The organism is Xenorhabdus indica, from assembly GCF_014467235.1.
GTDB lineage: Bacteria > Pseudomonadota > Gammaproteobacteria > Enterobacterales > Enterobacteriaceae > Xenorhabdus > Xenorhabdus indica.
Genome location: NZ_NKHP01000022.1, coordinates 32,925 through 58,598, shown reverse-complemented (window position 1 = coordinate 58,598; position 25,674 = coordinate 32,925). Strand labels below are relative to the sequence as shown.

Annotated in this window: 23 protein-coding genes; 5 read left to right on the top strand and 18 right to left on the bottom strand. The window is 43.4% G+C overall.

Annotation, left to right across the window (positions count from 1 at the left end):
• Positions 1-5 precede the first annotated feature (5 nt).
• Positions 6-239 (bottom strand): GNAT family N-acetyltransferase, encoded by a 234-nt coding sequence (locus Xind_RS21790; RefSeq protein WP_246432570.1) that lies wholly within the window; start codon positions 237-239, stop codon positions 6-8.
• Positions 239-550 (bottom strand): hypothetical protein, encoded by a 312-nt coding sequence (locus tag Xind_RS21785; RefSeq protein ID WP_231571344.1) that lies wholly within the window; start codon positions 548-550, stop codon positions 239-241. Before Xind_RS21785 ends, Xind_RS21790 begins: the two co-directional genes overlap by 1 nt.
• Before the next feature lie 473 nt (positions 551-1,023).
• Between Xind_RS21785 and tkt the strand changes: the two genes are divergently transcribed.
• The 4 genes from tkt (at position 1,024) to fbaA (ending at position 6,722) form a co-directional block, all read left to right on the top strand.
• Positions 1,024-3,018: a transketolase gene (tkt, locus tag Xind_RS15425; protein ID WP_187650427.1), complete on the top strand. Its 1,995-nt coding sequence runs from the start codon at positions 1,024-1,026 to the stop codon at positions 3,016-3,018.
• A 332-nt stretch (positions 3,019-3,350) separates the two neighbouring features.
• Positions 3,351-4,370 (top strand): erythrose-4-phosphate dehydrogenase, encoded by a 1,020-nt coding sequence (gene epd, locus Xind_RS15420; protein ID WP_187650426.1) that lies wholly within the window; start codon positions 3,351-3,353, stop codon positions 4,368-4,370.
• A 51-nt stretch (positions 4,371-4,421) separates the two neighbouring features.
• Entirely contained in the window at positions 4,422-5,588 is a 1,167-nt protein-coding gene (pgk, locus tag Xind_RS15415; RefSeq protein WP_187650425.1) for a phosphoglycerate kinase, read from the top strand.
• A gap of 57 nt (positions 5,589-5,645) precedes the next feature.
• Positions 5,646-6,722 carry a class II fructose-bisphosphate aldolase gene (gene fbaA, locus Xind_RS15410; protein ID WP_047679811.1) on the top strand — a complete coding sequence of 359 codons (1,077 nt, stop codon included), beginning with the start codon at positions 5,646-5,648 and terminating at the stop codon, positions 6,720-6,722.
• 104 nt (positions 6,723-6,826) lie between these two features.
• Here the strand turns inward: fbaA and dtpB are convergent, their stop codons facing one another.
• The 14 genes from dtpB to Xind_RS15340 all read right to left on the bottom strand — a co-directional run bounded on the left by dtpB (position 6,827) and on the right by Xind_RS15340 (position 22,054).
• A complete protein-coding gene (dtpB, locus tag Xind_RS15405; RefSeq protein WP_187650424.1) occupies positions 6,827-8,293 on the bottom strand; it encodes a dipeptide/tripeptide permease DtpB in 1,467 nt (488 codons plus the stop codon).
• A gap of 673 nt (positions 8,294-8,966) precedes the next feature.
• Positions 8,967-9,485 carry a 4-hydroxyphenylacetate 3-monooxygenase, reductase component gene (gene hpaC, locus Xind_RS15400; protein WP_047679815.1) on the bottom strand — a complete coding sequence of 173 codons (519 nt, stop codon included), beginning with the start codon at positions 9,483-9,485 and terminating at the stop codon, positions 8,967-8,969.
• 21 nt (positions 9,486-9,506) lie between these two features.
• Positions 9,507-11,069, bottom strand: coding sequence for a 4-hydroxyphenylacetate 3-monooxygenase, oxygenase component (gene hpaB, locus Xind_RS15395; protein ID WP_187650423.1), 1,563 nt, complete (start codon positions 11,067-11,069; stop codon positions 9,507-9,509).
• Positions 11,070-11,288: 219 nt separating this feature from the next.
• Positions 11,289-11,864, bottom strand: a complete 576-nt coding sequence (locus Xind_RS15390; RefSeq protein WP_052189413.1) for a hypothetical protein — start codon at positions 11,862-11,864, stop codon at positions 11,289-11,291.
• A 169-nt stretch (positions 11,865-12,033) separates the two neighbouring features.
• Positions 12,034-12,927, bottom strand: coding sequence for a 4-hydroxyphenylacetate catabolism regulatory protein HpaA (gene hpaA / locus Xind_RS15385; RefSeq protein ID WP_369793131.1), 894 nt, complete (start codon positions 12,925-12,927; stop codon positions 12,034-12,036).
• 43 nt (positions 12,928-12,970) lie between these two features.
• On the bottom strand, positions 12,971-14,353 hold the full coding sequence (hpaX, locus tag Xind_RS15380; RefSeq protein WP_187650422.1) for a 4-hydroxyphenylacetate permease: 1,383 nt from the start codon (positions 14,351-14,353) through the stop codon (positions 12,971-12,973).
• 237 nt (positions 14,354-14,590) lie between these two features.
• Positions 14,591-15,397 carry a 4-hydroxy-2-oxoheptanedioate aldolase gene (hpaI, locus tag Xind_RS15375; RefSeq protein WP_047679823.1) on the bottom strand — a complete coding sequence of 269 codons (807 nt, stop codon included), beginning with the start codon at positions 15,395-15,397 and terminating at the stop codon, positions 14,591-14,593.
• A gap of 26 nt (positions 15,398-15,423) precedes the next feature.
• Positions 15,424-16,227, bottom strand: a complete 804-nt coding sequence (gene hpaH / locus Xind_RS15370) for a 2-oxo-hept-4-ene-1,7-dioate hydratase (RefSeq protein ID WP_047679825.1) — start codon at positions 16,225-16,227, stop codon at positions 15,424-15,426.
• Positions 16,228-16,248: 21 nt separating this feature from the next.
• The gene (locus tag Xind_RS15365) at positions 16,249-17,721 is read right to left on the bottom strand and encodes an NAD-dependent succinate-semialdehyde dehydrogenase (protein WP_187650421.1); all 1,473 of its coding nucleotides are present in this window, start codon (positions 17,719-17,721) and stop codon (positions 16,249-16,251) included.
• A gap of 71 nt (positions 17,722-17,792) precedes the next feature.
• Positions 17,793-18,188: a 5-carboxymethyl-2-hydroxymuconate Delta-isomerase gene (locus tag Xind_RS15360; protein WP_047679829.1), complete on the bottom strand. Its 396-nt coding sequence runs from the start codon at positions 18,186-18,188 to the stop codon at positions 17,793-17,795.
• 12 nt (positions 18,189-18,200) lie between these two features.
• Positions 18,201-19,076 (bottom strand): 3,4-dihydroxyphenylacetate 2,3-dioxygenase, encoded by an 876-nt coding sequence (gene hpaD, locus Xind_RS15355; RefSeq protein WP_047679831.1) that lies wholly within the window; start codon positions 19,074-19,076, stop codon positions 18,201-18,203.
• 106 nt (positions 19,077-19,182) lie between these two features.
• A complete protein-coding gene (hpaE, locus tag Xind_RS15350) occupies positions 19,183-20,649 on the bottom strand; it encodes a 5-carboxymethyl-2-hydroxymuconate semialdehyde dehydrogenase (protein ID WP_047679833.1) in 1,467 nt (488 codons plus the stop codon).
• The gene (locus Xind_RS15345) at positions 20,646-21,410 is read right to left on the bottom strand and encodes a fumarylacetoacetate hydrolase family protein (RefSeq protein ID WP_047679835.1); all 765 of its coding nucleotides are present in this window, start codon (positions 21,408-21,410) and stop codon (positions 20,646-20,648) included. Before Xind_RS15345 ends, hpaE begins: the two co-directional genes overlap by 4 nt.
• Positions 21,407-22,054, bottom strand: coding sequence for a fumarylacetoacetate hydrolase family protein (locus Xind_RS15340; RefSeq protein ID WP_047679837.1), 648 nt, complete (start codon positions 22,052-22,054; stop codon positions 21,407-21,409). Before Xind_RS15340 ends, Xind_RS15345 begins: the two co-directional genes overlap by 4 nt.
• Before the next feature lie 395 nt (positions 22,055-22,449).
• Here Xind_RS15340 and hpaR point away from each other — a divergent pair, with 395 nt between their 5' ends.
• A complete protein-coding gene (gene hpaR, locus Xind_RS15335; RefSeq protein ID WP_047679839.1) occupies positions 22,450-22,899 on the top strand; it encodes a homoprotocatechuate degradation operon regulator HpaR in 450 nt (149 codons plus the stop codon).
• Between the two features lie 329 nt (positions 22,900-23,228).
• Here hpaR and Xind_RS15330 read toward each other — a convergent pair whose 3' ends face one another.
• Entirely contained in the window at positions 23,229-24,404 is a 1,176-nt protein-coding gene (locus tag Xind_RS15330) for an MFS transporter (protein ID WP_047679841.1), read from the bottom strand.
• Positions 24,405-24,638: 234 nt separating this feature from the next.
• Positions 24,639-25,472 carry a MurR/RpiR family transcriptional regulator gene (locus tag Xind_RS15325; RefSeq protein ID WP_047679843.1) on the bottom strand — a complete coding sequence of 278 codons (834 nt, stop codon included), beginning with the start codon at positions 25,470-25,472 and terminating at the stop codon, positions 24,639-24,641.
• Between the last annotated feature and the right edge of the window lie 202 nt (positions 25,473-25,674).

Below are 25,674 nucleotides of genomic sequence, written 5' to 3'. Positions count from 1 at the left end.
AGACCTCAAATCAACTTATAGAAATAGGTTGTTGCTGAAAATTCACCGATAGAATTAATAACATAATTTGGGATTTCACCGACTTCAACAAAGCCAAGTTTTCGATAAAGGGCAGAAGCTGGATCATTGGTGCGTGTATCCAACACCAGCAAACTACGCTGGTATTGCTTTGCCAGCTCTTCCAGTTCATTCATTAGCATTCTGCCAATCCCACGCTGGCGATAGTCTGTATGTACCATTAGCTTTTCCACATCAGCACGATGCTGTCCATTTTTTTCCGGCAAAGAGAAAGTTGCACTGAACCTGCAATATGCTCATCTTCCAACGCCACCAACAGTAAACGATGACCAGATACCAGGTCTTCTTCGACATCCTGCCAATAATGCCCTGCTTCATTTGCTTTTAGTGGTGCAATAAAACCGATGGAAGCATCATTTTCGACACAGTTATTCAGTAAGTTAATAAGTTCATCACGTCTGGCATTGATGGAATGCAATAGCATGATGTTTGGGACTGATATTGAACTTAGTTTAGGGTTGGATTTTGTCATTTATTATTAAGTCTGAGATAAGTGATGATTAAATACTATTCAAGTGAATTTATTCTGAATATAAGAAAAAATCAAAATATATTACAAGTAAGTGAATCTTGTTTGTTTTGATGATGAAAATTACGACATTTATCGTTCTTTAACTCAACCTCTTCTTTGAATCAGGTTGTTATCTAAGTCAATAGAAAAACCCATGCTTTCGGCCTTGATTAACCTATTGAGTATCGTATCTAATACATTGTTTCTTATTGTGCAAATCACGATATGAAATCATCGCTTATTTGCGAAAACTCACCTCCGATTATGTATATTCGCTTGAAAATACGTCAAAACAGCGGGGTAAATCAAAGAATTGATGCCGAGCGGAAATTAAGATAGTTTTCGTTTATTGGCATTAATGATTGCGGTTTGTATGCTGCGCTGCGAAAATTAGTTCTAGTTCACTAACGCTTTTATCCGACTTGGAGTAAAGAATGACCACTCGTAAAACCCTTGCGAATGCTATCCGCTTCTTGAGCATGGATGCTGTGCAGAAAGCAAAATCAGGGCATCCTGGTGCACCGATGGGAATGGCTGACATTGCTGAAGTGCTGTGGCGCGACTATTTGAACCATAACCCTGCCAATCCTGACTGGGCTGATCGTGACCGCTTCGTATTATCCAATGGTCATGGTTCTATGCTGATTTACAGCTTGCTGCATCTGACTGGTTACGATGTTTCTATCGACGATCTGAAAAATTTCCGTCAACTGCATTCTAAAACCCCTGGTCATCCAGAATATGGTTATACTCCGGGCGTAGAAACGACAACTGGCCCACTGGGACAGGGTATTGCCAACGCGGTTGGTTTTGCGATTGCGGAACGCACTTTGGCAGCGCAGTTTAACCGTCCGGGCCATGATATTGTCGATCACTACACTTATGTATTCATGGGTGATGGTTGTATGATGGAAGGGATCTCCCATGAAGTTTGTTCTCTGGCGGGTACATTGAAGCTAGGCAAACTGATCGCTTTCTATGATGACAACGGCATCTCCATTGATGGTGAAGTTGAAGGTTGGTTCACTGATGACACCGCTGCACGTTTTGAATCCTATGGCTGGCATGTTATTCGTGGTGTAGATGGTCATGACTCTGTTGCAATACAGGCTGCTATCGAAGAAGCTCGTAAAGAAACCGGCAAACCATCTCTGTTAATGTGCAAAACTATTATCGGTTTTGGCTCACCAAATAAAGCGGGCAAAGAAGAGTGTCACGGTGCGCCACTGGGTGACGCTGAAATTGAAGCGACCCGTAAGGCTCTGGGTTGGGAATATCCTGCTTTTGACATTCCTCAGGATATTTATGCAGAATGGGATGCAAAAGAAGCTGGTAAAGCTAAAGAAAGTGCTTGGGATATAAAATTTGCCGCTTATGCTGAAGCTTACCCGGAACTAGCCACAGAATTCCGCCGTCGTACCCGTGGTGAATTGCCTGCAAACTGGGACGCTGAATCCAAAGCATTTATTGAGAATCTGCAACAGAATCCCGCTTCTATTGCCAGCCGTAAAGCATCACAAAATGCTCTGGAAGCATTTGGTAAAGTTCTGCCTGAATTCATGGGCGGCTCTGCTGATTTGGCACCAAGTAACCTGACTATGTGGTCTGGCTCCAAGCCTCTGAATGAAGTTCAAAGCGGTAACTACATTCATTACGGTGTACGCGAATTCGGTATGTCTGCCATCATGAATGGAATTGCTCTGCATGGTGGTTTTGTGCCTTATGGTGCGACATTCCTGATGTTTGTTGAATACGCCCGTAACGCAGTACGCATGGCTGCACTGATGAAGATCCGTAGCATCTTCGTTTATACCCATGATTCTATCGGCTTGGGTGAAGATGGTCCGACTCATCAGCCAGTTGAGCAAATTGCCAGCCTGCGTGTAACACCCAATATGAGCACATGGCGTCCATGTGATCAGGTAGAATCTGCGGTAGCCTGGAAATATGCGATTGAGCGTAAAAATGGCCCAACTTCTCTGATCTTCTCCCGTCAGAATCTGGCACAGCAGGAGCGTACGGCTGTGCAACTGGCGGATATCGAAAAAGGTGCTTATATCCTGAAAGATTGCGCAGGTCAGCCTGAATTAATCCTGATTGCGACGGGTTCTGAAGTTGAGCTGGCAGTGAAAGCCGCTGAACAATTGAGTGCAGAAGGCCGTAAAGTTCGCGTAGTTTCCATGCCATCTACTGATGTATTTGACAAACAGGATACGGCATACCGTGAAGCGGTTCTCCCTGCTGCGGTTTCTGCCCGTGTTGCGATTGAAGCGGGTATTGCTGATTACTGGTTTAAATACGTTGGTATTAATGGTGCTATCGTGGGAATGGATACGTTTGGTGAATCTGCTCCTGCTGATGCTCTGTTCAAAGAGTTTGGTTTCACTGTTGAGAATGTGGTTGCCAAAGCAACCGCATTACTGAAATAACAAGCAAACCCTGCCCTGGATAGGTTTTAGAAAGCAGCTAATAAAAACGGCTTGCTGAAAGATGAAAGGGGAAGAAGCGCATTAGCATCAAATCTTGGGCTAATGCGCTCTTTTTTCATCAAAATTTTTTGATTATGCTATTTATGACCCTTGCCATTATTCTCTATTTCTCGTAGTCTTCCCTTATAATTAGCTGAACCGTTTCAGTTATCGCAGGAAAAATGTCTTGTCTGTCACAATCTGATTAATTTTATGATGAATCATCCGTACAATTTGCAGTTGCTCAGTTATTCTAAGCCGTTGCGTGACCATAAAGAAATTCAGGGGGTAACATGACCATCAGGGTAGCGATTAACGGTTTTGGGAGAATAGGGCGCAGTGTTCTGCGTGCTCTCTACGAAACCGGGCGTCGGGCTGAAATTGCGGTTATCGCTATCAATGAGCTGGCTGATGCAAAAGGTATCGCCCATTTATTGAAATACGATTCCAGTCATGGGCGTTTTGCATGGGATGTACGCCTGAACAATAAAGTATTGCGCGTAGGAGATGATAGTATACGGCTGTTTCATCAACCAGATCTCTCGGATTTGCCGTGGAAAGAACTGGATATTGATATTGTACTCGATTGTACGGGGAAGTATGGTGAACGAGTGGATGGAGAAGCTCACCTCACTAGTGGTGCCAAAAAGGTTCTGTTTTCCCATCCGGGAGGCAATGATCTGGATGCAACGGTGGTATATGGTGTAAATCATGATTCATTGGTTGCCGAAGATCGCATTGTTTCTAATGCATCTTGTACAACAAATTGCATTATCCCGATCATTAAGGTGCTGGATGATGCGTTTAACATTGAATCGGGCACGGTGACAACAATTCACGCATCCATGAATGATCAACCAGTCATTGATGCTTATCACTGTGATTTACGTCGAACCCGTGCGGCCAGCCAGTCGATTATTCCAGTCAATACAAAACTAGCGGCAGGGATCACACGTATTTTTCCCAAATTCAGTGATCGGTTTGAAGCCATTTCTGTACGAGTACCTACCATCAATGTAACAGCGATTGATTTAAGTGTGACAGTCAGTGCTGCCGTTAATGTCAGTGAAGTAAACCAACTACTGCAAGAATCAGCGGTGAGTTCGTTTCGTGGTATAGTGGATTTCACTGATTTGCCGTTGGTTTCAACGGATTTTAACCACGATCCTCACAGTGCTATTGTGGATGGTACACAGACCAGAGTGAGTGGAAATCATCTGATCAAAACGCTTGTATGGTGTGATAATGAGTGGGGCTTTGCCAATCGTATGCTCGATACAACCCTGGTAATGGCCTCTAAAGGTTTTATGTAATCACAATAGAAGATTGAGTAATTTTATAGAGAATCAATGAGAGGATTCACCATGTCTGTAATTAAGATGACTGATTTAGATCTGGCGGGTAAACGTGTTCTGATCCGTGCTGATCTGAATGTGCCTGTAAAAGATGGCAAAGTTACTTCTGATGCGCGTATCCGTGCGTCTTTGCCGACGATTGAGGCTGCGTTGAATCAGGGAGCCAAAGTCATGGTTACTTCTCACCTGGGACGCCCGACTGAGGGAGAATACAACGAAGAGTTCTCACTGCAACCTGTCGTTGATTACCTGAAAGGTGCACTTTCTTCTCCTGTTCGTCTGGAAAAAGATTATCTGAATGGCGTTGAAGTGGCGGAAGGCGAATTGGTGGTTCTGGAAAACGTTCGCTTCAACAAAGGTGAGAAAAAAGACGACGAAACGTTATCGAAACAGTATGCAGCATTGTGTGATGTATATGTAATGGATGCCTTTGGTACAGCACATCGTGCTCAGGCGTCGACTCACGGTGTTGCTAAATTTGCATCGATTGCCTGTGCTGGCCCATTATTATCTGGCGAACTGGAAGCCTTGGGTAAAGCACTGCACAACCCGGCTCGTCCAATGGTGGCGATTGTCGGTGGTTCTAAAGTTTCAACTAAACTGACTGTTCTTGATTCATTGTCCAAAATTGCTGATCAGCTTATCGTCGGTGGCGGAATTGCCAATACTTTTGTTGCCGCAGAAGGCCACAATGTAGGTCGTTCTCTGTACGAAGATGATTTGATCCCTGAAGCGAAAAAACTGCTGGAAAGCTGTGATATTCCAGTACCTACTGATGTTCGTGTTGCGACAGAATTCTCTGAAACTGCCGAAGCTATACTGAAATCCACCAGTGAAATTAAAGACGACGAGCAAATCCTTGATTTGGGCGATGCATCTGCTGAACGTCTGGCTGAAATCCTGAAAAGTGCTAAAACTATTCTGTGGAATGGCCCGGTTGGTGTTTTTGAATTCCCTAATTTCCGTAAAGGAACCGAAATTGTTGCCCATGCGATTGCAAAGAGCGATGCTTTCTCGATTGCAGGTGGTGGCGATACTTTGGCAGCAATCGATCTGTTTGAAATTGCTGACAAAATCTCTTACATCTCCACCGGTGGCGGTGCTTTCCTTGAGTTTGTTGAAGGTAAAAAACTACCAGCCGTTGTGATGCTGGAAGAACGTGCTAACAGTAAATAAGTTGTGATAACAGGCAGTGAATACTGCCTGTTCAATGTCAATACAGGACCACGTAACATGTCTAAAATTTTTGATTTCGTAAAACCGGGTGTCATCACTGGTGATGATGTTCAAAAAGTCTTTGCTATCGCAAAAGAACATAACTTTGCTCTGCCGGCAGTTAACTGTGTCGGTACTGACTCTATCAATGCAGTGCTGGAAACAGCGGCAAAAGTACGTGCTCCGGTAATCATCCAGTTTTCCAACGGTGGTGCATCATTTGTAGCGGGTAAGGGATTGAAACTTGAAGGGCAGCAAGCCGCAATTCTGGGGGCAATTTCTGGTGCTTATCATGTACATCAGATGGCAGAGCATTATGGTGTGCCAGTGATCCTGCATACTGACCACTGTGCACGTAAATTACTGCCGTGGATTGATGGTCTGTTGGATGCTGGTGAAAAGCATTATGCTCAGACTGGCAAACCATTGTTCTCTTCCCACATGATTGATCTGTCAGAGGAATCTCTGGAAGAAAATATCGAAATTTGTAGCCAATATCTGGCACGTATGGCGAAAATCGACATGACGCTGGAAATTGAACTGGGTTGTACTGGTGGTGAAGAAGATGGTGTTGATAACAGCCATCTCGACAGCTCTTCCCTGTATACTCAACCAGAAGATGTGGCTTACGCTTATGAGAAACTGAGTGCTATCAGCCCGCGTTTTACCATCGCGGCATCTTTTGGTAACGTTCACGGCGTTTATAAACCAGGTAACGTTAAACTGACACCAAAAATCCTGCGCAATTCTCAAGACTACATTTCTGAAAAATTCAACCTGCCACACAATAGCCTGGATTTCGTCTTCCACGGTGGTTCCGGCTCTACCGCAGAAGAGATTCAGGAAGCTGTCAGCTATGGCGTAGTGAAAATGAATATTGATACCGATACTCAGTGGGCTACCTGGGAAGGTATTTTGAACTACTACAAGAAAAATGAAGGTTATCTGCAAGGCCAGTTGGGTAACCCGGAAGGTGCGGATAAACCGAATAAGAAATTCTATGATCCCCGTGTCTGGTTGCGTGCTGGTCAGGTTTCCATGACTGTTCGTCTGGAGCAGGCTTTCAAAGAATTGAACGCGGTTGATGTGCTGTAATTTCCATACTGATTGGCATGGATTCAAGTAGTTTTTTAGTTCCCGCTCGTTATTTTAATTATCAACGAGCGGGAATTTTGTTTGATTAAACCAAATCAGATGGACTATGCTTTCGCTCCATCCTTCATAATACGGTTCAGCCACGGCACCATGAAAGCCATAATCACAGCAACAATAAGAGTGGCAATCCCTATCTTTCCAAATACGCTCATATAAAGTGGCAGGGTTTGCAGAGGGTCGGTCACGCCTTCTGGTGCTGCGGTGAATGTGGCAACATAACTTCCTAATACTGATGCTGCTGCTTGAGATAAGAACCACATGCCTAGAATAAACCCTGTCAGGTAGCTAGGAACAAACGTTGCTACCATTGCCAGCCCCAGTGCACTGATCATTAATTCCCCGACGCTCTGGAACAGATAAACCAGGACAATAAACCATGGGGAAGTCATGCCTTGTTCATCGGCAAATAAACCTGACGCGGCGGCAGTCATGAAACCGAGAGAGCACAGGAACATGCCGAAGGTAAACTTTGTTGGCATGGAAAAGTCTTTTCCCTTTGCTCCCAAGCGGGTGTAAACCACAGCCAGGATAGGACTGACCACAATGATCCAGAATGGATTTAGTGCCTGGAAACTGATGGGATTAACATTAAAACCGAAGATCTGGGTATGGACGTTGTTGATGGCGAAAAAATTGAGGGAAGTCGGCATTTGGTTATACAGGATGTAGAACATAACAGCCTGTAGCATCAAAATAAATGCCACAAACATCTTATTGCGGCCGATCCTGTCCTGCTTGAATGCCTGCCAGAAGAAAATTATTACAACAATGGCTGAAATCGCAATGAGGACAATATTGGCAATGTTGATATTGTGCAATAACCATGCACAGACGCCAATCATAGCCACAGTACCAAGCAAAACTAAAAACAGGGTTGCATAGTTCAGAGGGACATGATCTGGTTCAGAGCCAATGTTATGTACCATACGACGGCAGGCGATATAAACCAGCAAGGCGATAATCAGACCAATACCACAGATATTATAAGTGACGGCGTAGCCATAAGTATCAGCAATGACAGGGGCAAGAGAGAGAGAAACCAGAGAGCCAAGATTGATAGACATATAGAATAACGTAAATGCACCATCCAGGCGTGGATCTTGGGGTTGGTAACATTTTGCCAGTAGGCTGGCGGGGTTGGCTTTAAAAAGGCCATTACCGACGGCCACGGTTCCCAGAGCATAAAAAATCAGTTCAGGTTCCATGATGGAAAGACCAATCATGAAATAGCCTATTGCCAGTACAATGGCACCCAGAACGATAGTTCTCTTTGTCCCTAATAAGTGGTCGCCAACATAACCCCCGATAGAAATCAGGCCGTAAACCAGTGCAGAGAACGCACCGAAAGTGATAAATGCTTGTGTTTCTGAAAAACCAAGTTGTTTAACGAAATAAACAGCAAGAATGCTTTGAACGCCGTAGTAGCCAAATCTTTCCCATAATTCCACAAAAAAGATCATGAAAAAGGGTTTCGGTTGATCCCATAAACCGATTGGAACGGTTTTTTTCATAGTAACTGCCTCTGTTAGTTGTCATACCGGTGGACAATACATTCAGAGTTCATACTGTTGTTAACATATGGATAACGCAATGTATTGTACGGGTTGTGATTTTGTTTATTTATTCAGAGTGATCGAAGCGCGGGAGGTTAATATACTAGTACAATATCTTCTCAGTAGTTGATCACACTAATGTAAAAATTAATACCAGATTTGACGAAATATTCACTAAATTAATAGCGAAAATCATGCATGAATGGTTTGAGTGTTCGCAAATAAATCAATCTGCTGTTTATTTAATCTTTATTGTTGTTTTTTATCTAAAAATGGCTACCCATTAATTAGTATTAAGAAAATGAGATTACAAATGTCAATATATTAATTTTTTATTATGTGATTAATAATTTTGTTTGTTTTCGCAGGGGTAAAATCTATATAAGATGACTAATTTTATATAATCTCTCATAATTATTAAATAATTAATCAAGTTACCGATTGATTTTCAATCTTGGAGTAAGGTGAGTTATTTTTTAATCAATGTGATGAAGGCTTTGTGATGAAGGCTTAATTGGCGGGATATTATTCCAGAATTAAATTCGAGTTGAACTACTATATCTTACTGGATTTCAAGTTGTAGCTTTGCTAGCTACAACTTGAAATATGACGGATGTATAAGCTGATATTCTTAAACCGCGGTAGCCAAAGTCTTGTTCATAACTTGGTGAAAACTACGCTTAAAATAAATTAACCCATGCCCTTCTTCACGAACAATAATCTGTTTTATTTCCACCAGATAAACATTATGGGTACCGATTTCCTGTACCTGTTCAATGCTTCCTTCCAGATTGGCGAGAGTTCCTTTCAGCATTGGCTGCCCTAATGAGCCAGTGTGCCAGATATCCCAACTAAAGCGCTCTTCCATACTGGCTTCGGTCATACCAGCGAAATGGCGAGCCATTAATTCTTGCTCATGATTCAGAATATTGATACACAGCCGCCCGTTTCTCTGAAATACCGGATTCATGGCGCTGTTGCGATTAATGCACACCATTAGAGTTGGAGGCGTATCTGTCACAGAGCAGACTGCTGTTGCTGTCATACCGCAACGCCCTGCCGGGCCATCCGTAGTGATAATATTCACCGCAGCGGAAAGGCTTGCCATCGCATCCCTGAAACGCAAGCGATGTTCATTTTTTAAAGACATAATAAGCCTCCTGCTACTGATTTATTTCAGCAGCTTATCTAATAGATTAATATCGTGGTTATTGTGTAAGTGGGGTTTTGTCCAGCCATTTACATCATAGTCAGAGAGACAGCGATCCACTAACTCCGTCATTTTCTTCATATTGCCGGAACCATACGCATGACGCAGACATTGCAGGCGAATTTCATCCTGACTGCCGGCATAATTAATTTCGTACAATTCATGACGTCCACCGAATTCACTACCGATGGCATCCCACATTAATTTCAAAATCTTAATTCGTTCCACATGATCAATACCATTGGAGCCACGTACATATTTTTCCAGGTACTTATTGATTTCAGGATTGTTCATATCCCGCACGCTGGATGGCAAATAAATTAACCCGCTAGTGACATTACTTTCAATGATGTTCTTAATTTTCGTGTAAGCCATCGGTGCCATAACACGGTAAGTTTGTATTGCCTTGGCATCTGGCAGGTAAGCATTACCTTCCCATGGCTTGGCTTCTGCCCACATTGCATCGGTCAGAGACCAGAATAGATTGCGCCATGCCACGACTTCACCGAGATCTGCCTGAACACCACGAAAATCCACCACTCCAGTACATTCGAGACTCTTTTGCAGTAATCCGGTGATAAAGTCCAGTTTTACCGCCAGACGTACACAAGCCTGTATTGGAAACAGACGGGCAAACCCACTCTGGACAGCCCAATTACGAGCACGATCAAAATCGCGATAAATTAACACATTTTCCCATGGGATTAACACGTTATCCATTATGAGAATGGCGTCATTTTCATCAAACCGACTGGAAAGGGGGTAATCGAAAGGTGAACCTGTGGCTCCCGCCACTAATTCATAGGAAGCACGGGAAATTAATTTAACACCTTCAGAATCCATCGGAGCAACGAACATCAAGGCAAAATCAGGGTTATCACCGATGACTTGTGCTGAGCCAAAACCAATAAAATTATAGTGAGTCAATGCCGAGTTAGTTGCGACTACTTTGGCACCACTGACAATAATGCCTGCATCTGTCTCTTTTTCTATTTGGATAAAAATATCTTTAACCTGATCAGCAGGTTTATGACGATCAATCGGGGGATTAACTATCGCATGGTTGAAATAGAGCGTGTTTTCTTGAATGCGTTTATACCAGGTACGGGCGTTATCAGCGAACTGTCCATAAAATTCAGGGTAAGCACCTAACGCACAGCAAAATGCTGCTTTATAGTCAGGAGTACGGCCCATCCAGCCATAACTCTGGCGTGACCATTCAGCAATAGCATCGCGTTGTTGGCGGATATCATCGGGACTGGTCGCGAAACGGAAGAACTTATGGGTATAACCGCCACTGCCAGTATCCGTATCCCAACAGAGTACATCATGGGTTTCTGGGGCATGCAGGGCATCATACAGTTGACCGATAGAGGTTGCCGCATTGCGAAAAGCGGGATGTGTAGTGACATCCTTAACTCGTTCGCCATAGATATAAATTTCCCGTCCATCCTGAAGGGAATTCAGGTACTCTTTGCTGGTTAATGGGCGTTTATGATCGGCTCGCAAATCTTCTGGTCTCATGGCTACCTCATCATTCCGAAACTTCCCATTTTGATTTGTTATCCTAATGGGAGGGTAAGTGTTAATTTTATGTTTATTTTATAGGGTTGATTGAAGCGATTGAGAGAGAAGACTTGAAGAGACTTTCAGGAGATACGCGGGTACTTTTCGATAAAATTGGGCTGTTTACTGCGTAAATGTGATCGAGCTTGTATTTTAGAAGTAATGAGTTTTTTATTGTTATAATAAATTACAGAAGTGATATGGTGGAATATCGCGTCCATGGCGATAACGTAAGATTAATTCACCGTCGAATGGGATATTTTGATCGTAGCGGTAGCTTGGATAGGCACAATTACTCCATGGGTCACAAATTACAGCTTCTCGGTTCCATGTATCAGGCTTTTTTGTGTTTCCTTGGCGCCTGCCAATTACAACAATTGTATGTCCATCTTTTCCTAAATCATCAATATCAACATCAAACAGATCGAGAGGTTCTACTCCTTGCATTTTTAGATAAGAGAATGCGACGATAGCTTTTTCTCCACAATTACCCAATCGGTATTCTATGGCGGCAGCGCTGGTGAGAAAAATGTGTTTTCTGTTATGGTCACAAGTTTGCCTGTTGTTAGAAACTTCATTAAGCCTTGCATGGGTTGACATTCTTATAGAATACAATTGCTTATTTAATTCATTGCTCAGTTTTTTCTGCTCAACTGTTTGAGTTGGCAGTTGATTTGGAGAAGTAATACCAATTTTAATATTCACATAGTTGATGGCTTTTCTTGCTAAAAAAATATTTCTGGATAATGACATAGCTATATTTCTCCAGAATAAAAAATTATGAAAGGGATAATTAACTATTTTTTACCAGTGATTGGATTTCAGAGCGTGTTTTGCTTCTATCAATATTTTTTCTATCAATATTTTGATTATGCTGCATGAGATTTTCAGCCTACCATTTCAGAATTAGTGAGGCAATTAATTACTGAGGTGGCAGTATATCCTTTTCCCGCCAAATGCTCGGAGAACATCCCACCAACCGATTAAAAAATCGGGCAAAATAAGCCGGGTCTTTAAAACCGAGTTGGTATGCCACGTCAAATACAGGACTGTCACTGAACAACAATAACCGTTTAGCTTCCCGTAATAGCCGGTCAAAAATCAATCTTTTTGGTGGTCGGTTGGCAAACCGACGACACATGTCTTTCAGACGTGACTCAGTGACGCCCAGTTTTTGGGCGTATTCCGGCACAGTAAGATGTTGGCGGTAATATTGATCAATCAATTGGTTAAAACGCTGGAATAGTTTTAATTCTCCTCTGACTCCACCGGAATGGTGATCATCAAGGGGGATGCTGCGTAACAGGAAGGTAAACAGTGATTGCGCTAAAAAAGCCAATGATTGCTCGCGGCCAGCAAATTGGTTGGCAGACTCACGCCCGATCAGTGCCCAATAGTGGTTGAATGTCTCCAATTCATCAGGTTTATCCACGATGGAAAGGCAAATAGCAGGAATATCGATAAACTCCCGATGGAGAGGGTAGAGAGAATTAAGCAGTGGTGTAATCAATTCCTGGCGTACTGTCAGGACATAACCGTCGGTATCTTCTTGCGTAAAGAATGCGTGAGGAACGGAAGGAGGAGTCAGGATAAACAGCGGAGCCTGTACGGAGTAGCGAAGATCATCTAATTGTAATTCTATTCGGCCTGTTACCAGATAATGAAGCTGAAAAAAACCATCATGACGATGCGCTTGCATATCACGCCCAAAAAAAGCAGCCATGCGACCGAAAGTCTGATAGTGCACATCATCTGATCCCTGTGTTTCATCATAATCCTTGCTGATATCAATATTAGCAATGGTGGTTTTGCTCATATAAGTGTCTGACATGAATTTCTTCCCTTATTTGAGATTGTCATCAGGAATGTGGTTGATGGGGTGATGATATCGCCTGTGGTTTCGACGTCTTCATTGGGATCAACAAGACCATTAGCGCTCCGATAATGAGTAACACAGCAACAAAATAGAGTCCAGAGTCAAAACTACCGGTCTGATCTTTCAGCCACCCGATCAACAATGGACTAACGGCAGAACCCACATTTCCGGTGGCATTGATCACGGCGATCCCGATAGCACGCGCACGCAGACTGATGGATTGATCGGGGGCTGTCCAGAATACTGCCATGGCAGTAAAGGAGCCGGTTGATGCCATGATGATCCCCAAAAGCTGCATCAGACTGTTGTTTGTCAGTGAAGCCAGGATCCAACCTAAGGCGGCAAACAGATAGGGAAGTACCGTGTGCATTTTACGTTCTTGCAGGCGATCGGAACGGCGACTCCAATAAATCATACCTAAAATGGTACAGAACTGCGGAATAGCCGTTAGCAGGCCAATAACTACATGGCTGCTTTCCTGATTGAAACTCTGCATAATCTGTGGCGTCCAGATATTAATGGCGCTCAGGGTATTGGTCAGACAGAAATAAGCGAAGGTGTACATCAGGACAATCGGGGTAAAAACCTCACGCCACAGGCTGGTTTTTGTTTGTGAATTCTCAGCCTGAGACAAAGAAATTCTATCGTTCTCTATCATCTCTTGAAGGCATTTTTTATCCTCGTTTGTCAGCCAGTTGGCTTTTTCCGGTGAATCATCCAAATAAAACCAGACAACAATGCCGAGTAAAACAGAGGGAAATCCTTCCAGAAAAAATAGCCACTGCCAGCCACGCAGATCCCAAATTCCATCCATTTCCAGAATATAACCGGAAGCCAGTGAGCCAAATGCCATAGTAACAGGCATTGCGATCATAAACAGGGCATTAGCGCGGGCGCGATAATAGGCGGGGAACCAATAGGTCAGATAGACCAGAATGCCCGGCAGGAAGCCAGCTTCTGCAATACCTACCAGCATACGCAAGATATACAAACTGGTAGGGCCGGTGGCAAACATTGTGGCAGTAGAAGCAATACCCCACAGAACCATAATTGTGGCAATCCAGCGTCTGGCTCCTACAATACTCAGCATGATATTGCTAGGAATACCGAAAGCCACGTAAGTAACGTAAAACAGTGTAGCAGCCAGCCCGAACATGGTAGATGTAAGGCCAAGATCTTTTCCCATCGTTAAACCGGCAAAACCAATATTAATGCGATCCAGAAAAGAAAATATAAACAGGATGAATAAAAACAGGATCAGGCGGCGAAATAATTTATTGATAACATTTTGTTGTTGGGTGGTAAGTTGTTTATGTGGGTAAGCCGGATGATCGGATTTTGCTATGGCTTCAGGTGAACTGCTCATTGTTGTTACCTTTTTTATAATGAGTTATTTTTATAAATGATTTTTTTATGAATCGAGCTTTTTATGAATATTTAACGTGTTATGAACACGCTTTTTATAGATACAATTTTTGTAGATAGAGAAGGAACGAAAACCGTGATGGCAGATGCTGCGATTAGCATCTGCCCGGTATACCCTGCATGTTGAATTTATTGAGTATAGAAAACACAATTCTGGCTTGGCAGAAATACCCGGAATTTAATAAATACTGTTTGCAGGTGATGTGATATTTCCCTGTTCCTTGCCAAAGCGGGCCGCTAATGAACTGACTGCTCCTGTCAGCAGTGTGATATCGACACCGACAGCAATAAACTGCACCCCAAGCTTCAGATAATGTTCCGCAGTTTCAATATTGGTCATCAGAATCCCTGCCGCTTTGCCTGCGGCTGTGATTTGGGTAATAGTCTGTTCAATCGCTGCCTTAACGTCAGGATGCTGGAGATTGCCAGGATATCCCATATCTGCACTGAGATCGGCCGGGCCGATAAATACGCCATCGACACCATCGACTGCCAGGATCTCGGCTAAATTATTCAAAGCTTCACGCGTTTCCACCTGAACCAAGACACACATTTCTTCATTGGCACGAGCCAGATAATTGGAAGTGTGGTTCCAGCGTGAAGCTCTCGCCAGCGCACTGCCTACACCACGAATACCTTCAGGAGGATAGCGGGTTGCCCGTACTGCTTCGCGTGCTTGTTCAGCATTCTGAACCATTGGCACCAGCAATGTTTGAGTACCGATATCCAGTAGCTGTTTAATAATGACGGGATCGTTCCACGGTGGACGGACAATAGGCTGGCTTGGATAAGGAGCTATTGCTTGTAGCTGGCTCAGAATTGAAGGGATATTATTAGGGGCGTGTTCTCCATCAATCAATAACCAATCAAAACCTGCATTCGCCAGAATTTCAGCGCTGTATGAACTGCAAAGCCCAAGCCATAAACCAATTTGTGGCTGTCCCGATTTCAGGGCTTGTTTAAATCTATTTGTTAGCTGATCCATATGTACACCTTAAATTCTTAAACTTCTTAAACAAAGTGACAGCTAACAGAACCCAGTACGCCATAATCCACATGAAATGTATCGCCTTTACGGGCAGGGACGGGACGGGTGAAAGAGCCACTAAGAATGATCTGACCAGCTTCAAGTTGAGCACCATGCGAAGCCAGTTTATTAGCCAGCCATGCGACTCCATTGGCAGGATGATCAAGAACCGCCGCAGCGACACCTGATTCTTCGACGATACCATTGCGATAGAGTAGGGCGCTGACCCATCGCAAATCCAGTTCATCGGGTTTGATGGGACGCCCACCCATAATGACGCCACCATTGGCTGCATTATCAGAAATCGTATCCAGCACTTTGCGCGGACGCTGAGTTTCGGGATCAATGTTGTGACAGCGGGCATCGATCAATTCTAACGTCGGAATAACGTAATCTGTCGCATGGTAAACATCAAACAACGTACAGTTTGGGCCGAGCAGCGGTTTTGCCAACACAAATGCCAGCTCGACCTCAATACGCGGCACAATAAAACGGTCGTAGGGAATATCACTGCCTGCCTGAAAAAACATATCATCCAGCAGGACGCCATAATCTGGTTCATCAATTTGCGAACTGGCCTGCATGGCTTTGGAAGTCAGACCGATTTTATGCCCCTTCAAAACCCGACCTTCTGCAATTTTCATACCGACCCATTCACGTTGAATGGCATACGCATCCTCAATGGTTATTTCTGGATAATCCAATGAGATTTGTCGGATCTGCTTACGGTCTTTTTCCGCCTGGTATAAACGGCGCGCAACCTGTGATACGACTTCTTGTTGTAGCATAGTATGTTAAACTCCTTGGGTTTATAACCCTCCGAAACAGAGGTATTTCACTTCCAGATAGTCTTCTATACCGTAACGTGAACCTTCACGTCCCAAGCCAGACTGTTTTATGCCTCCGAATGGCACCACTTCGTTAGAAATCAAACCTTCATTGATACCTACCATACCGCTCTCCAGGGCTTCAGCCACCCGGTAGATCCTGCCAATATCGCGGGAGTAAAAGTAAGCGGCCAGGCCAAATTCCGTATTGTTAGCAAGGCGGATTGCTTCTTCTTCATTACGGAATTTGAATAGGGCAGCCAAAGGGCCGAATGTTTCTTCATGGGTGATTAACATTGTTTCGTCAACATCAGCCAGCACGGTTGGTTCGAAGAACAGTCCACCCAACTTGTGTGATTGACCACCAGTAAGGAGTCGTGCACCACGGGAAACAGCATCATTAACATGAGCTTGTACTTTATTGACCGCTGCCTGATTAATCAGAGGCCCTTGCTGTGATGTGCTGTCATTAGCCGGTCCGACCCGTAGTCGTTTAACTGCCTGAGTCAGACGCTCAGCAAATGCCTCATAAATACTTTCCTGCACTAAAATCCGGTTGGCACAGATACAGGTCTGCCCGCTATTACGGAATTTTGTCGTCATGGCACCTTCTACCGCAGCATCCAAATCGGCATCATCAAAGACAATGAAAGGTGCATTGCCACCTAATTCAAGGGAGAGTTTTTTCACCGTATCGGCACTTTGTGCCATCAGTAACTTACCTACACGCGTTGAACCAGTGAAAGAGAGTTTGCGTACGATAGGACTAGAGGTTAGAACTTCGCCAATGGCTTTGGCATCCATCCCTGTGACAATGTTAAAAACACCAGCCGGAACACCCGCTTGCTCTGCCAGTGCAGCCAGTGCCAGTGCAGAAAGCGGAGTCTCTGCGGCAGGTTTCAGTACAATAGTACAACCTGCTGCCAGTGCCGGGCCGACTTTACGGGTGATCATGGCATTGGGGAAATTCCACGGTGTAATAGCCGCAACGACTCCGATAGGTTGCTTGATGGTAGAAAGACGACGTCCTGGCATCGGGGAGGGGATAGTCTCCCCATAAACCCGCTTACCTTCTTCTGCAAACCATTCGATAAAACTGGCACCATAAGCGATTTCTCCCATCGCTTCAGCATGAGTTTTTCCTTGCTCCATACTCAACAATTCGGCCAGCGTTTTCTGGTTATCCATAATCAGATTGAACCACTGCTTGAGTATCTGACTACGCTGTTTAGCTGTTAAAGCACGCCATGCAGGAAGCGCGTTTTGAGCCGCTTCAATAGCGCGATGGGTCTCTGCTGCTCCCATATCACTGACATTGGCGATGATGTCACCATTGGCAGGGTTGGTCACCGCAAAGGTTGCTTGATTATCCGCATCAACCCACCGCCCATTAATATAAGCTTGTTGACGCAATAATAAGGTATTAGGTATTAAAGTATCGAAATAGTTTGGCATGGTTTTCTCTCCGTTTAACAAAAAGGTGAACTGGATTTTCTGAATTAATTAATCTTAAGTCATGCTGTTCATCATGTCTGATCGTTTGCCTTAAACAGCTTATGAACGTTATTGGATTTATAATTCAGTATCGGATCAAGTTCTTCTATCGTGAAAGAGAGACCAAGATAACGCTGTGCCATTAAATCAGCAAAATGGGTTTTGATGAGCGAAAAAAGCTTCTCCCCGACTTTCTGGCGATCTTCAAGGCTGCGCCCTGCACCAATTTTTAGTGTCATATGAACAAAAGCATAATCTTGTTTGCCATCCGCCATTTGCCATGTATCCAGCCAAATTGCCCGACTGCGGATACCCCCCAGAGGGAAAATGCCTGAGTCTGCAAGCAACTGATTTACTTTGGAAAACAGTTCCGGCAAGTTGGCTTCTTTGCGAATATTTTCAGTACATTCAGCGTAAAAATGTGGCATGGTTAATTCCTGTCAGACGGTAGTTGTCCGATGAACAAAATCGGGTAACGGAAAAACGGCATTCACTTGTCCTGTCCCTGAGCTGGCAAATAATTCGGTAAGAAACTCGACCTTACCATCGTATTTATCCCAACCAAGCAACCCAAGTAACATGACAGTATCGTGCATATTGCCTTCTCCACGGCAATAGTGGGCATATTCAGGCAGCATTTTGCAGAATTCCTTGAACTTGCCTTTCTTCCAGAGTTCCACGACCCGGCGATCCATTTGCTCATCAAACTCACGGGTATAACTGTTCATTCCTTCTTCAGCACGTTGATCATCGATGAAACTGTGAGACAGTGAGCCACTTGCCAGAACTGCGACTGTACCATCATATTTTTCAATCGCTCGTAAAATAGCCGCTCCTAATTTACGGCTGTCTTCAAAGGCATGAACAGTACAAAAGGCAGAAATCGAAATCACTTTGAAATGGCGGTCACTATTCATATAGCGCATTGGAACCAATGTGCCATATTCCAGTTTCAGACTTGGGATTTCATGTGATTGCGCACGAACGCCCATCTTACGGGCTTCTTCTGCAATAATTCGACCCAGTTCGGGGTTACCGTCATACTCGTAACTCATGTCGCGAATAAAGTGGGGCAATTCGTTACTGGTATAAATACCGGAGAAATGTTCTGCGCAGTTAATATGATAGGCACTGTTTACCAGCCAATGGGTATCGAACACAATGATGGTATCAACACCCAATTCTCGGCAACGTCGGCTGATTTCTTTATGTCCGTCAATTGCACTCTGTCTGCAACCGTGATGTTTGCCCGGCAATTCGGACAAGTACATAGAAGGTACATGTGTAATTTTTGCTGCTAACGCTAACTTGCCCATAAATCCTCACTTAATATCAGGATGGTGAAACGTGGTTAACGCTGGAATTGATTACACTTTTCCCGTGTTAAAAACCTCAGTCCGGGTTAAAGCTTCCAATTCTGAATCAAAGCCCCCAGCGAGGAATCGAATGATTTCCCATTGAAATACAAACATTTTTCACTTCAGCAAAAACTTCAAAACTGTATTCGCCACCTTCACGTCCTATACCTGAGGCTTTCACGCCACCAAATGGCTGGCGCAGATCGCGTATGTTCTGAGAATTGACGAATACCATGCCAGCTTCAATACCATGGGCCAATCGCAGGACTTTGCTTACATCCTGTGTCCAGATATAAGATGCCAAACCGTATTCCACGTCATTGGCCATACGCAGCCCATCTTCTTCACTCTTGAATGGCAGCAGACAAGCAACAGGGCCGAAGATCTCTTCTTGCGCTACACGCATACGGTTATCTACATCTGCCAATACGGTCGGACGCAGGAAATGACCATCTTTCAGGTGATCAGGCAGATCGGTGGGTTTATCCGGGCCTCCTGCCAGTAAGGTTGCCCCTTCTTCAATGCCAAGGCGGATATAACCGGAAACCTTTTCCCAATGTTGTTGACTAATCAGGCTGCCGACTTGTGTATTCAGATCCTGTGGATCGCCGATGCGCAGTCGATTGGCACGTTCAGCAAAGCGTTTAACAAATTCAGGATAGATACTTTCCTGAATAAAAATACGGGAACCTGCTGTGCAACGTTCACCATTAAGCGAAAAAATAGTGAATAGAGCCGCATCTAATGCACGTTCAATATCGGCATCTTCAAAGATTAGCACTGGAGATTTTCCGCCCAGCTCCATCGAATATTTTTTCAGCCCTGCATTCTGCATAATCAGACGACCAGTTGCTGTTCCGCCAGTAAAAGAGACGGCACGAACATCCTGATGTTTTACCAGAGCATCCCCTGCCGTATTGCCGTAGCCCTGCACCACGTTCAGCACCCCTGCTGGAATACCCGCTTCCAGCGCCAGCTCGCCTAATCGGTCGGCTGTGAGTGGCGAAAGTTCGGACATTTTCAAAACAGCAGTGTTTCCCAGTGCCAGACAAGGAGCGACTTTCCATGTAGCGGTCATAAAAGGTACATTCCATGGGGAAATCAGTGCACAAACGCCCACAGGTTGGAGCAGTGTATAATTGAGCATCTTGTCATCAACGGGATAAGTTCGCCCGTTCATCTGCTGACAGATTTCAGCAAAGAAATCGAAATTGTGGGAAGCGCGTGGAATAAGTACATTTTGTGTCTGGTGGATTGGCAAACCGGTATCCTTGGTTTCCATTGCGGCAATATCAGGAACATTCTGGTCAATTAACTCACCTAAACGGCGCATCAGGCGTGCGCGTTCTTTCATTGGAGTATTGGCCCATTTGGGAAAGGCTTCTTTGGCGGCGGCAACTGCCTGATTAATTTCTTCTTTTCCTCCTGAAGCAACTTCTGCCAACACATCTCCGGTTGCAGGATTTGTCGTTTCAAAATAAGTTTTACTGTTAACGTTCTTGCCGTTAATCCAGTGGTTAATGATGGTCATGACAAACTTTCCTCATATTCTTGCTGGCTGACAATATGATTTACCAAACGTCCGATGCCTTCGATTTCCACAATGACTTCATCACCGGGAACGACATCGGATAGCCCTTTAGGGGTGCCTGTAGCAATCATGTCCCCCGGCTGCAACGTCATAAAGTCACTTAAGTAAGCGATCAGGAAGGGAATATCGAAGATCAAATCTGCGGTTGTACCACGTTGGCGTAGTTCACCATTGACCCAAGTGCTCAAGGTTAGATTATGAGGATCAGCGATTTCATTTTTATCAACAATCCACGGGCCGATTGGCGTTAATGTATCGCGGCTTTTTACGCGCAGATTAGGGCGATAATAATTTTCCAGGTAATCCCGGATAGCGTAATCGTTACAGAGGGTATAGCCTGCAACGTAATTCATCGCATCTGCTCTGGAAACTTTATGAGCAGGTTTGCCCATCACGACAACTAATTCTGCCTCATAATGCATATATTCCACATTGTCAGGACGGACAGAAACCTGACGATGGCCTGTGAAGCTATTGGCTGCCTTGATAAACACCAGAGGCTCTTCCGGCGGTTTAAATTCCAGTTCGGTTGCATGATCGGCGTAATTTAGACCCAATGCGAATAGTGTTCCATTGGCGGGGGGAAGCCAAAAAACATCAAGTTCGTTGACTTTGCTACCATCGGGGAGCAACACATTTTTCTGTTCATCAACAGTGACATGAAGAATCTGGCCTTGATAATGAACTCTGGCGTGTCTCATGCTTGACCTCCAGCCAATACAACGGTGTTTTGTAAAGTTGGGAAGCCATCGGCGTTGATAGTGACGGTATCATTGGGATGGAGCGTAATACGCTGATGTGGAGTTCCCAGCAGAATGACATCACCTTCTTCTAAGGTGGCAAAATCACTTAATGCGGACAAAAGTTCTGACGACGAGCGTACCAGATCTTTTGTTGACCAACGGTCAACTTCCTGACCGTTGATTTCAGTTGTGATCTCTAGTGAATCCACGTTTCTTGTACTGATCATCAGGCCGATTGGGCAAAAGCCATCCCGGCATTTTGCTTTTATGGCGGGGCGATAAAATGACGTCTCTGGCAAGCTGACTTCATTTGCCAATGCATAACCGACAATGTATTGCCCTGCGTCTTTAACGGAAACTTTGCGTGCGGGCTTGCCAGCTTTATCTGTACCGATAAACAGTGCCAGCGTTGCGCCACTTTGTACCGTTTCTCCAATAGGGTGAGGAATGATATCACCGGAAGCGATAATCGTGTTGTGAGGTTTGATAAACCAAATTGGAGTTTGAGGTGGTGTGTTATAAGGTGCTTTGTGAAATGCCTTGCGCCAAAAATCAAGCTGACTATTGTGGTTGAGAGCGACGGCAAAAACGGTGCCTTTCATTAACAACTCCTTGAAAGCTGAGCGACGGAGATACGTATCGCAAGAACAATTATTAATATATTAATAAACCAAGTGCTGATAACGTTCAATATGTTAAGTCAATTGTTAATTTTAATTGTGATCTGTGTAACAACATTCTACCGCTGATTATTTTTAACACATAAAGATCAAACCGTTATATTATCTATCAAGGTCATTTGGTATTTCATTTAACTTTTTGTTAACTTTCTATGGAAAAATAATTTTATTTATTTGTTAATATTGAATTCTTTTCCCTTTGTGGATAGTTATGAGCATGTTAGTCTTTTTGCTGTTAATGTTGTCTATAATCGGTAGCGTGCGCGTTCAACTTATAGAGAATTACCCGTAGTTAACTTCAAGAGTCACCTTTAATTATGCATGAATCCTTGACAATAGCATTGCTTCAAGCTCGGGAAACCGCGATGAGTTTTTTCCGTCCGATATTGAAGAGTTATAATTTAACTGAGCAGCAATGGCGTATTATTCGCGTACTTGCAAGTAGTCGTTCGATTGATTTTCATGATTTGGCCAATCTTACCTGTATCTTACGTCCTAGCCTGACGGGTATTCTGACTCGCATGGAACGTGATGGTCTGATCTTTCGTTTAAAGCCTATGAATGATCAACGAAAATTATATGTTTCTTTGACTCCGGCGGGCCAAGAGCTGTATGAAGAAGCAAAAGGAAAAGTTGATGAAGGTTATGAGGCAATTGAAGCGGCTTTCTCTCCAGAAAAATTAGCTCAACTTTTAGGGTTATTGGATGAGCTTATTTCTATCGGAAATCGTTCTCAGGACGATATAGATGAAAATGAAGAACAGTAAAGATAGATGTGTATTAATATATTAATTAATTGATACTTTAATGATAAGAGAAAGAGCACCGGAATAAACTGGCCGTGATTTTCTGCACAGTTTATTGCGGTGGTTTCTTTGTTTTTTAGGAAATTGAACCTATTGTCAGAACTTATTGATTTTATTTATGGTTCATAAAATATATTTATGCTAAAGCTTTTCTATACTATTATGGAATAACTCATATTCAATATTGGAGTTAAATATGCTAGAGCAAAAATAGTACACGAGAGATATTTCAAGTTTTTTATTGATGATATTTATTTTAGTTTAAACATTTTTTATCACATATTGTGAAATTATTTTCTCAATATTTTTGTATACGTTTTCTTGTGGGCGAAGAAACCTGAAATGACGGCCAGTAACAATGCCATAGAAGCCAGTAAGCCACCAGTCAGATTGAGAGTAGAATAACTATAGTTTGCTGCGATAATGATCCCACCTAACCATGCTCCTACGGCATTACCCAAATTGAAAAATCCAATATTGACAGAAGAAACGAGATTAGGTGCACCGGCTTCCTGGGCTTTATCCATCACCAGACGCTGAATGGGTGATACTGTGGCAAAACCAAATGCAGCCATAAGGAATATACTCAAACAGGCAATAAATGGATTGTCACCGGAGAGCCAGAACATAAACAAAACTAAAGCTTGTAACCCTAGAGTCCAATATAGCAATGGCATCATGGCTTTATCTGCCAGTTTTCCACCAACAATATTACCAAAAAAGAATCCCAGTCCTAATACTACAAGGATCCATGTGATTGCACTTTCAGGTAATCCTGCAACATTGGTCATTAATGGTGCAATATAAGTAATAGAAGTAAAAAAAGCAGCAGGTCCCAAAACAGTAATTCCCATAGCCAGCAGAACGTGAATATTGGTAAAAGCTAACAACTCCTTTTTGATACTGGCAGGGGCTTGTTGATTGAATTTAGGCAGTAATTTTAAGATACCAAGTAATGCGATAATGCCGATAATAGTAATGATGGCAAACGTGACCCGCCAGGAAATGGCTTTTCCTATCCATGTACCAAGAGGTATCCCAACCAAATTAGCGAGCGTCATGCCACTGAACATAAATGCGATAGCGATTGTCTTTTTATCTTTTGGCACCAGTTCTGCCGCAATAATCGCTCCTATTCCCATAAAAGCACCGTGAGTCAGTGAAGCAACGATACGACCAATAATAGCCAGGTAAAATGTTGGGGATAAAGTCGTCAGTGTGTTTCCTATAATGAATAATACCATTAACATAGCGAGCATCTTTTTTCTCTCTATATGCCCACCCAGAATAATTAAAACAGGCGCCCCAATAAATACACCGAGTGCATAACTGGTGACCATATATCCTGCTGTGGGTATTGATATACTAAAGTCAATGGCAATTTCCGGAAGCAAACCAGCGATAATAAATTCAGTCGTGGCGATCCCAAATGTTGCTAAAGCTAGAACCCAAATAGCTGCTGGCATGGAGTGCTCCTGATCAGAGAATGAATAATAGGGTTATTATTAAAATCAGTTATTATTATCACAGAGTGTATTTATTTCTGAATGCGAAGAATGCTAACCTATATCAATATATTCATATAGCATTCAATTTGGAAGTAGCTGAAAACTAGTTAAATGAATACAAAATAATAATAGTACCCTATACCTTTCGTCTTTCAAGTTGCCACCAATAAGCGGCAACTTGAAAGAAATCACTTATCCTGCATTTTCTTTTCTGTAAGCTAAAGCAACAGCTAATGATTGGATCAGACATAGCGTGGCTGATTGAGAACGGAATGCATCAACTTTTGCCTCCTTCACCACAAAGCAAATGTCACTGAAACTTGCCAGTGGGCTGATCTGGCTGTCAGTAATCACAATCTGCTTTGCTCCAGCCTGTGCAGCTCTTTCACTGACCATTACCGTTTCTTCGGCATATGGTGTAAAACTGATGGATACCACAACATCATCAGCGCCAATCATGTTCATCTGTTCGCGAAACATTCCACCCAAACCATCCACCAACAAGGGACGGCACTCTAAATGACTCAGAGCATAAGTAAAGTATGACGCGACGCTAAAAGATCGGCGTAGCCCGATAATGTAAATATTGTGAGCATTCGCCAATAAATCTACTGCTTTATTTAAATCCTCCACAGGAGTGCGGGCGGCAAGTTGCTGAATGGCTTGTGCATTAGAGTGGGCAAATTCCTGTAAAATATGTTGTGGATCTTCCGGTTTCTGCTTATTGCCATCCAACGCCTTGAACAGGCGGGCCCTATCTGTATAACTGGCTGTTTCTTCTACCAGATTTATACGAAATAATTGTTTCATTTCATTGAACCCGCTGAAATCAAAAGCATTGGCAAAGCGAATAAGCGTAGAAGGTGGAACTTTGGCCTCTTTTGCGATAACTGCAACAGTATCAAAAGCTACGCTATTGGTATTATCTAAAACGTACCTTGCAACTTGCTGTAACCGTTTACTTAACTCATCATAACGTGAGCGAACTTGTTCTTGCAGTTCATGCAGATTCGACGCAGCAGACATAATGTCTCCCTAATAAATTGTAATGAAATAGATAATTCATTCATCGTTAGGCAAGTCTGTTAAATGCAGGCGAAGATGTTCGCAAGTTGCCATTGTCTAATGAATGTAATTGCACAAAAATAGCGTGTTGATCACATTAATAAAAGGGTATTCCAATTCTGATTGAAAATGAAATATATATTTCATATATCTGTAGCATCGT

Bases quoted from the DNA above. Each gene is read 5' to 3' on its own strand.
- pgk (WP_187650425.1), top strand. From the start codon at position 4,422: ATGTCTGTAATTAAGATGACTGATTTAGATCTGGCGGGTAAACGTGTT.
- hpaR (WP_047679839.1), top strand. From the start codon at position 22,450: ATGCATGAATCCTTGACAATAGCATTGCTTCAAGCTCGGGAAACCGCG.
- hpaE (WP_047679833.1), bottom strand. From the start codon at position 20,649: ATGACCATCATTAACCACTGGATTAACGGCAAGAACGTTAACAGTAAA.
- Xind_RS15325 (WP_047679843.1), bottom strand. From the start codon at position 25,472: ATGTCTGCTGCGTCGAATCTGCATGAACTGCAAGAACAAGTTCGCTCA.
- hpaA (WP_369793131.1), bottom strand. From the start codon at position 12,927: ATGAGCAAAACCACCATTGCTAATATTGATATCAGCAAGGATTATGAT.
- Xind_RS21790 (WP_246432570.1), bottom strand. From the start codon at position 239: ATGGTACATACAGACTATCGCCAGCGTGGGATTGGCAGAATGCTAATG.
- tkt (WP_187650427.1), top strand. From the start codon at position 1,024: ATGACCACTCGTAAAACCCTTGCGAATGCTATCCGCTTCTTGAGCATG.
- hpaX (WP_187650422.1), bottom strand. From the start codon at position 14,353: ATGAGCAGTTCACCTGAAGCCATAGCAAAATCCGATCATCCGGCTTAC.
- epd (WP_187650426.1), top strand. From the start codon at position 3,351: ATGACCATCAGGGTAGCGATTAACGGTTTTGGGAGAATAGGGCGCAGT.
- Xind_RS15340 (WP_047679837.1), bottom strand. From the start codon at position 22,054: ATGAAAGGCACCGTTTTTGCCGTCGCTCTCAACCACAATAGTCAGCTT.
- hpaB (WP_187650423.1), bottom strand. From the start codon at position 11,069: ATGAGACCAGAAGATTTGCGAGCCGATCATAAACGCCCATTAACCAGC.
- fbaA (WP_047679811.1), top strand. From the start codon at position 5,646: ATGTCTAAAATTTTTGATTTCGTAAAACCGGGTGTCATCACTGGTGAT.
- Xind_RS15360 (WP_047679829.1), bottom strand. From the start codon at position 18,188: ATGCCACATTTTTACGCTGAATGTACTGAAAATATTCGCAAAGAAGCC.
- Xind_RS15390 (WP_052189413.1), bottom strand. From the start codon at position 11,864: ATGTCATTATCCAGAAATATTTTTTTAGCAAGAAAAGCCATCAACTAT.
- Xind_RS15345 (WP_047679835.1), bottom strand. From the start codon at position 21,410: ATGAGACACGCCAGAGTTCATTATCAAGGCCAGATTCTTCATGTCACT.
- hpaH (WP_047679825.1), bottom strand. From the start codon at position 16,227: ATGCTACAACAAGAAGTCGTATCACAGGTTGCGCGCCGTTTATACCAG.
- dtpB (WP_187650424.1), bottom strand. From the start codon at position 8,293: ATGAAAAAAACCGTTCCAATCGGTTTATGGGATCAACCGAAACCCTTT.
- Xind_RS21785 (WP_231571344.1), bottom strand. From the start codon at position 550: ATGACAAAATCCAACCCTAAACTAAGTTCAATATCAGTCCCAAACATC.
- Xind_RS15365 (WP_187650421.1), bottom strand. From the start codon at position 17,721: ATGCCAAACTATTTCGATACTTTAATACCTAATACCTTATTATTGCGT.
- hpaD (WP_047679831.1), bottom strand. From the start codon at position 19,076: ATGGGCAAGTTAGCGTTAGCAGCAAAAATTACACATGTACCTTCTATG.
- hpaI (WP_047679823.1), bottom strand. From the start codon at position 15,397: ATGGATCAGCTAACAAATAGATTTAAACAAGCCCTGAAATCGGGACAG.
- hpaC (WP_047679815.1), bottom strand. From the start codon at position 9,485: ATGTCTTTAAAAAATGAACATCGCTTGCGTTTCAGGGATGCGATGGCA.
- Xind_RS15330 (WP_047679841.1), bottom strand. From the start codon at position 24,404: ATGCCAGCAGCTATTTGGGTTCTAGCTTTAGCAACATTTGGGATCGCC.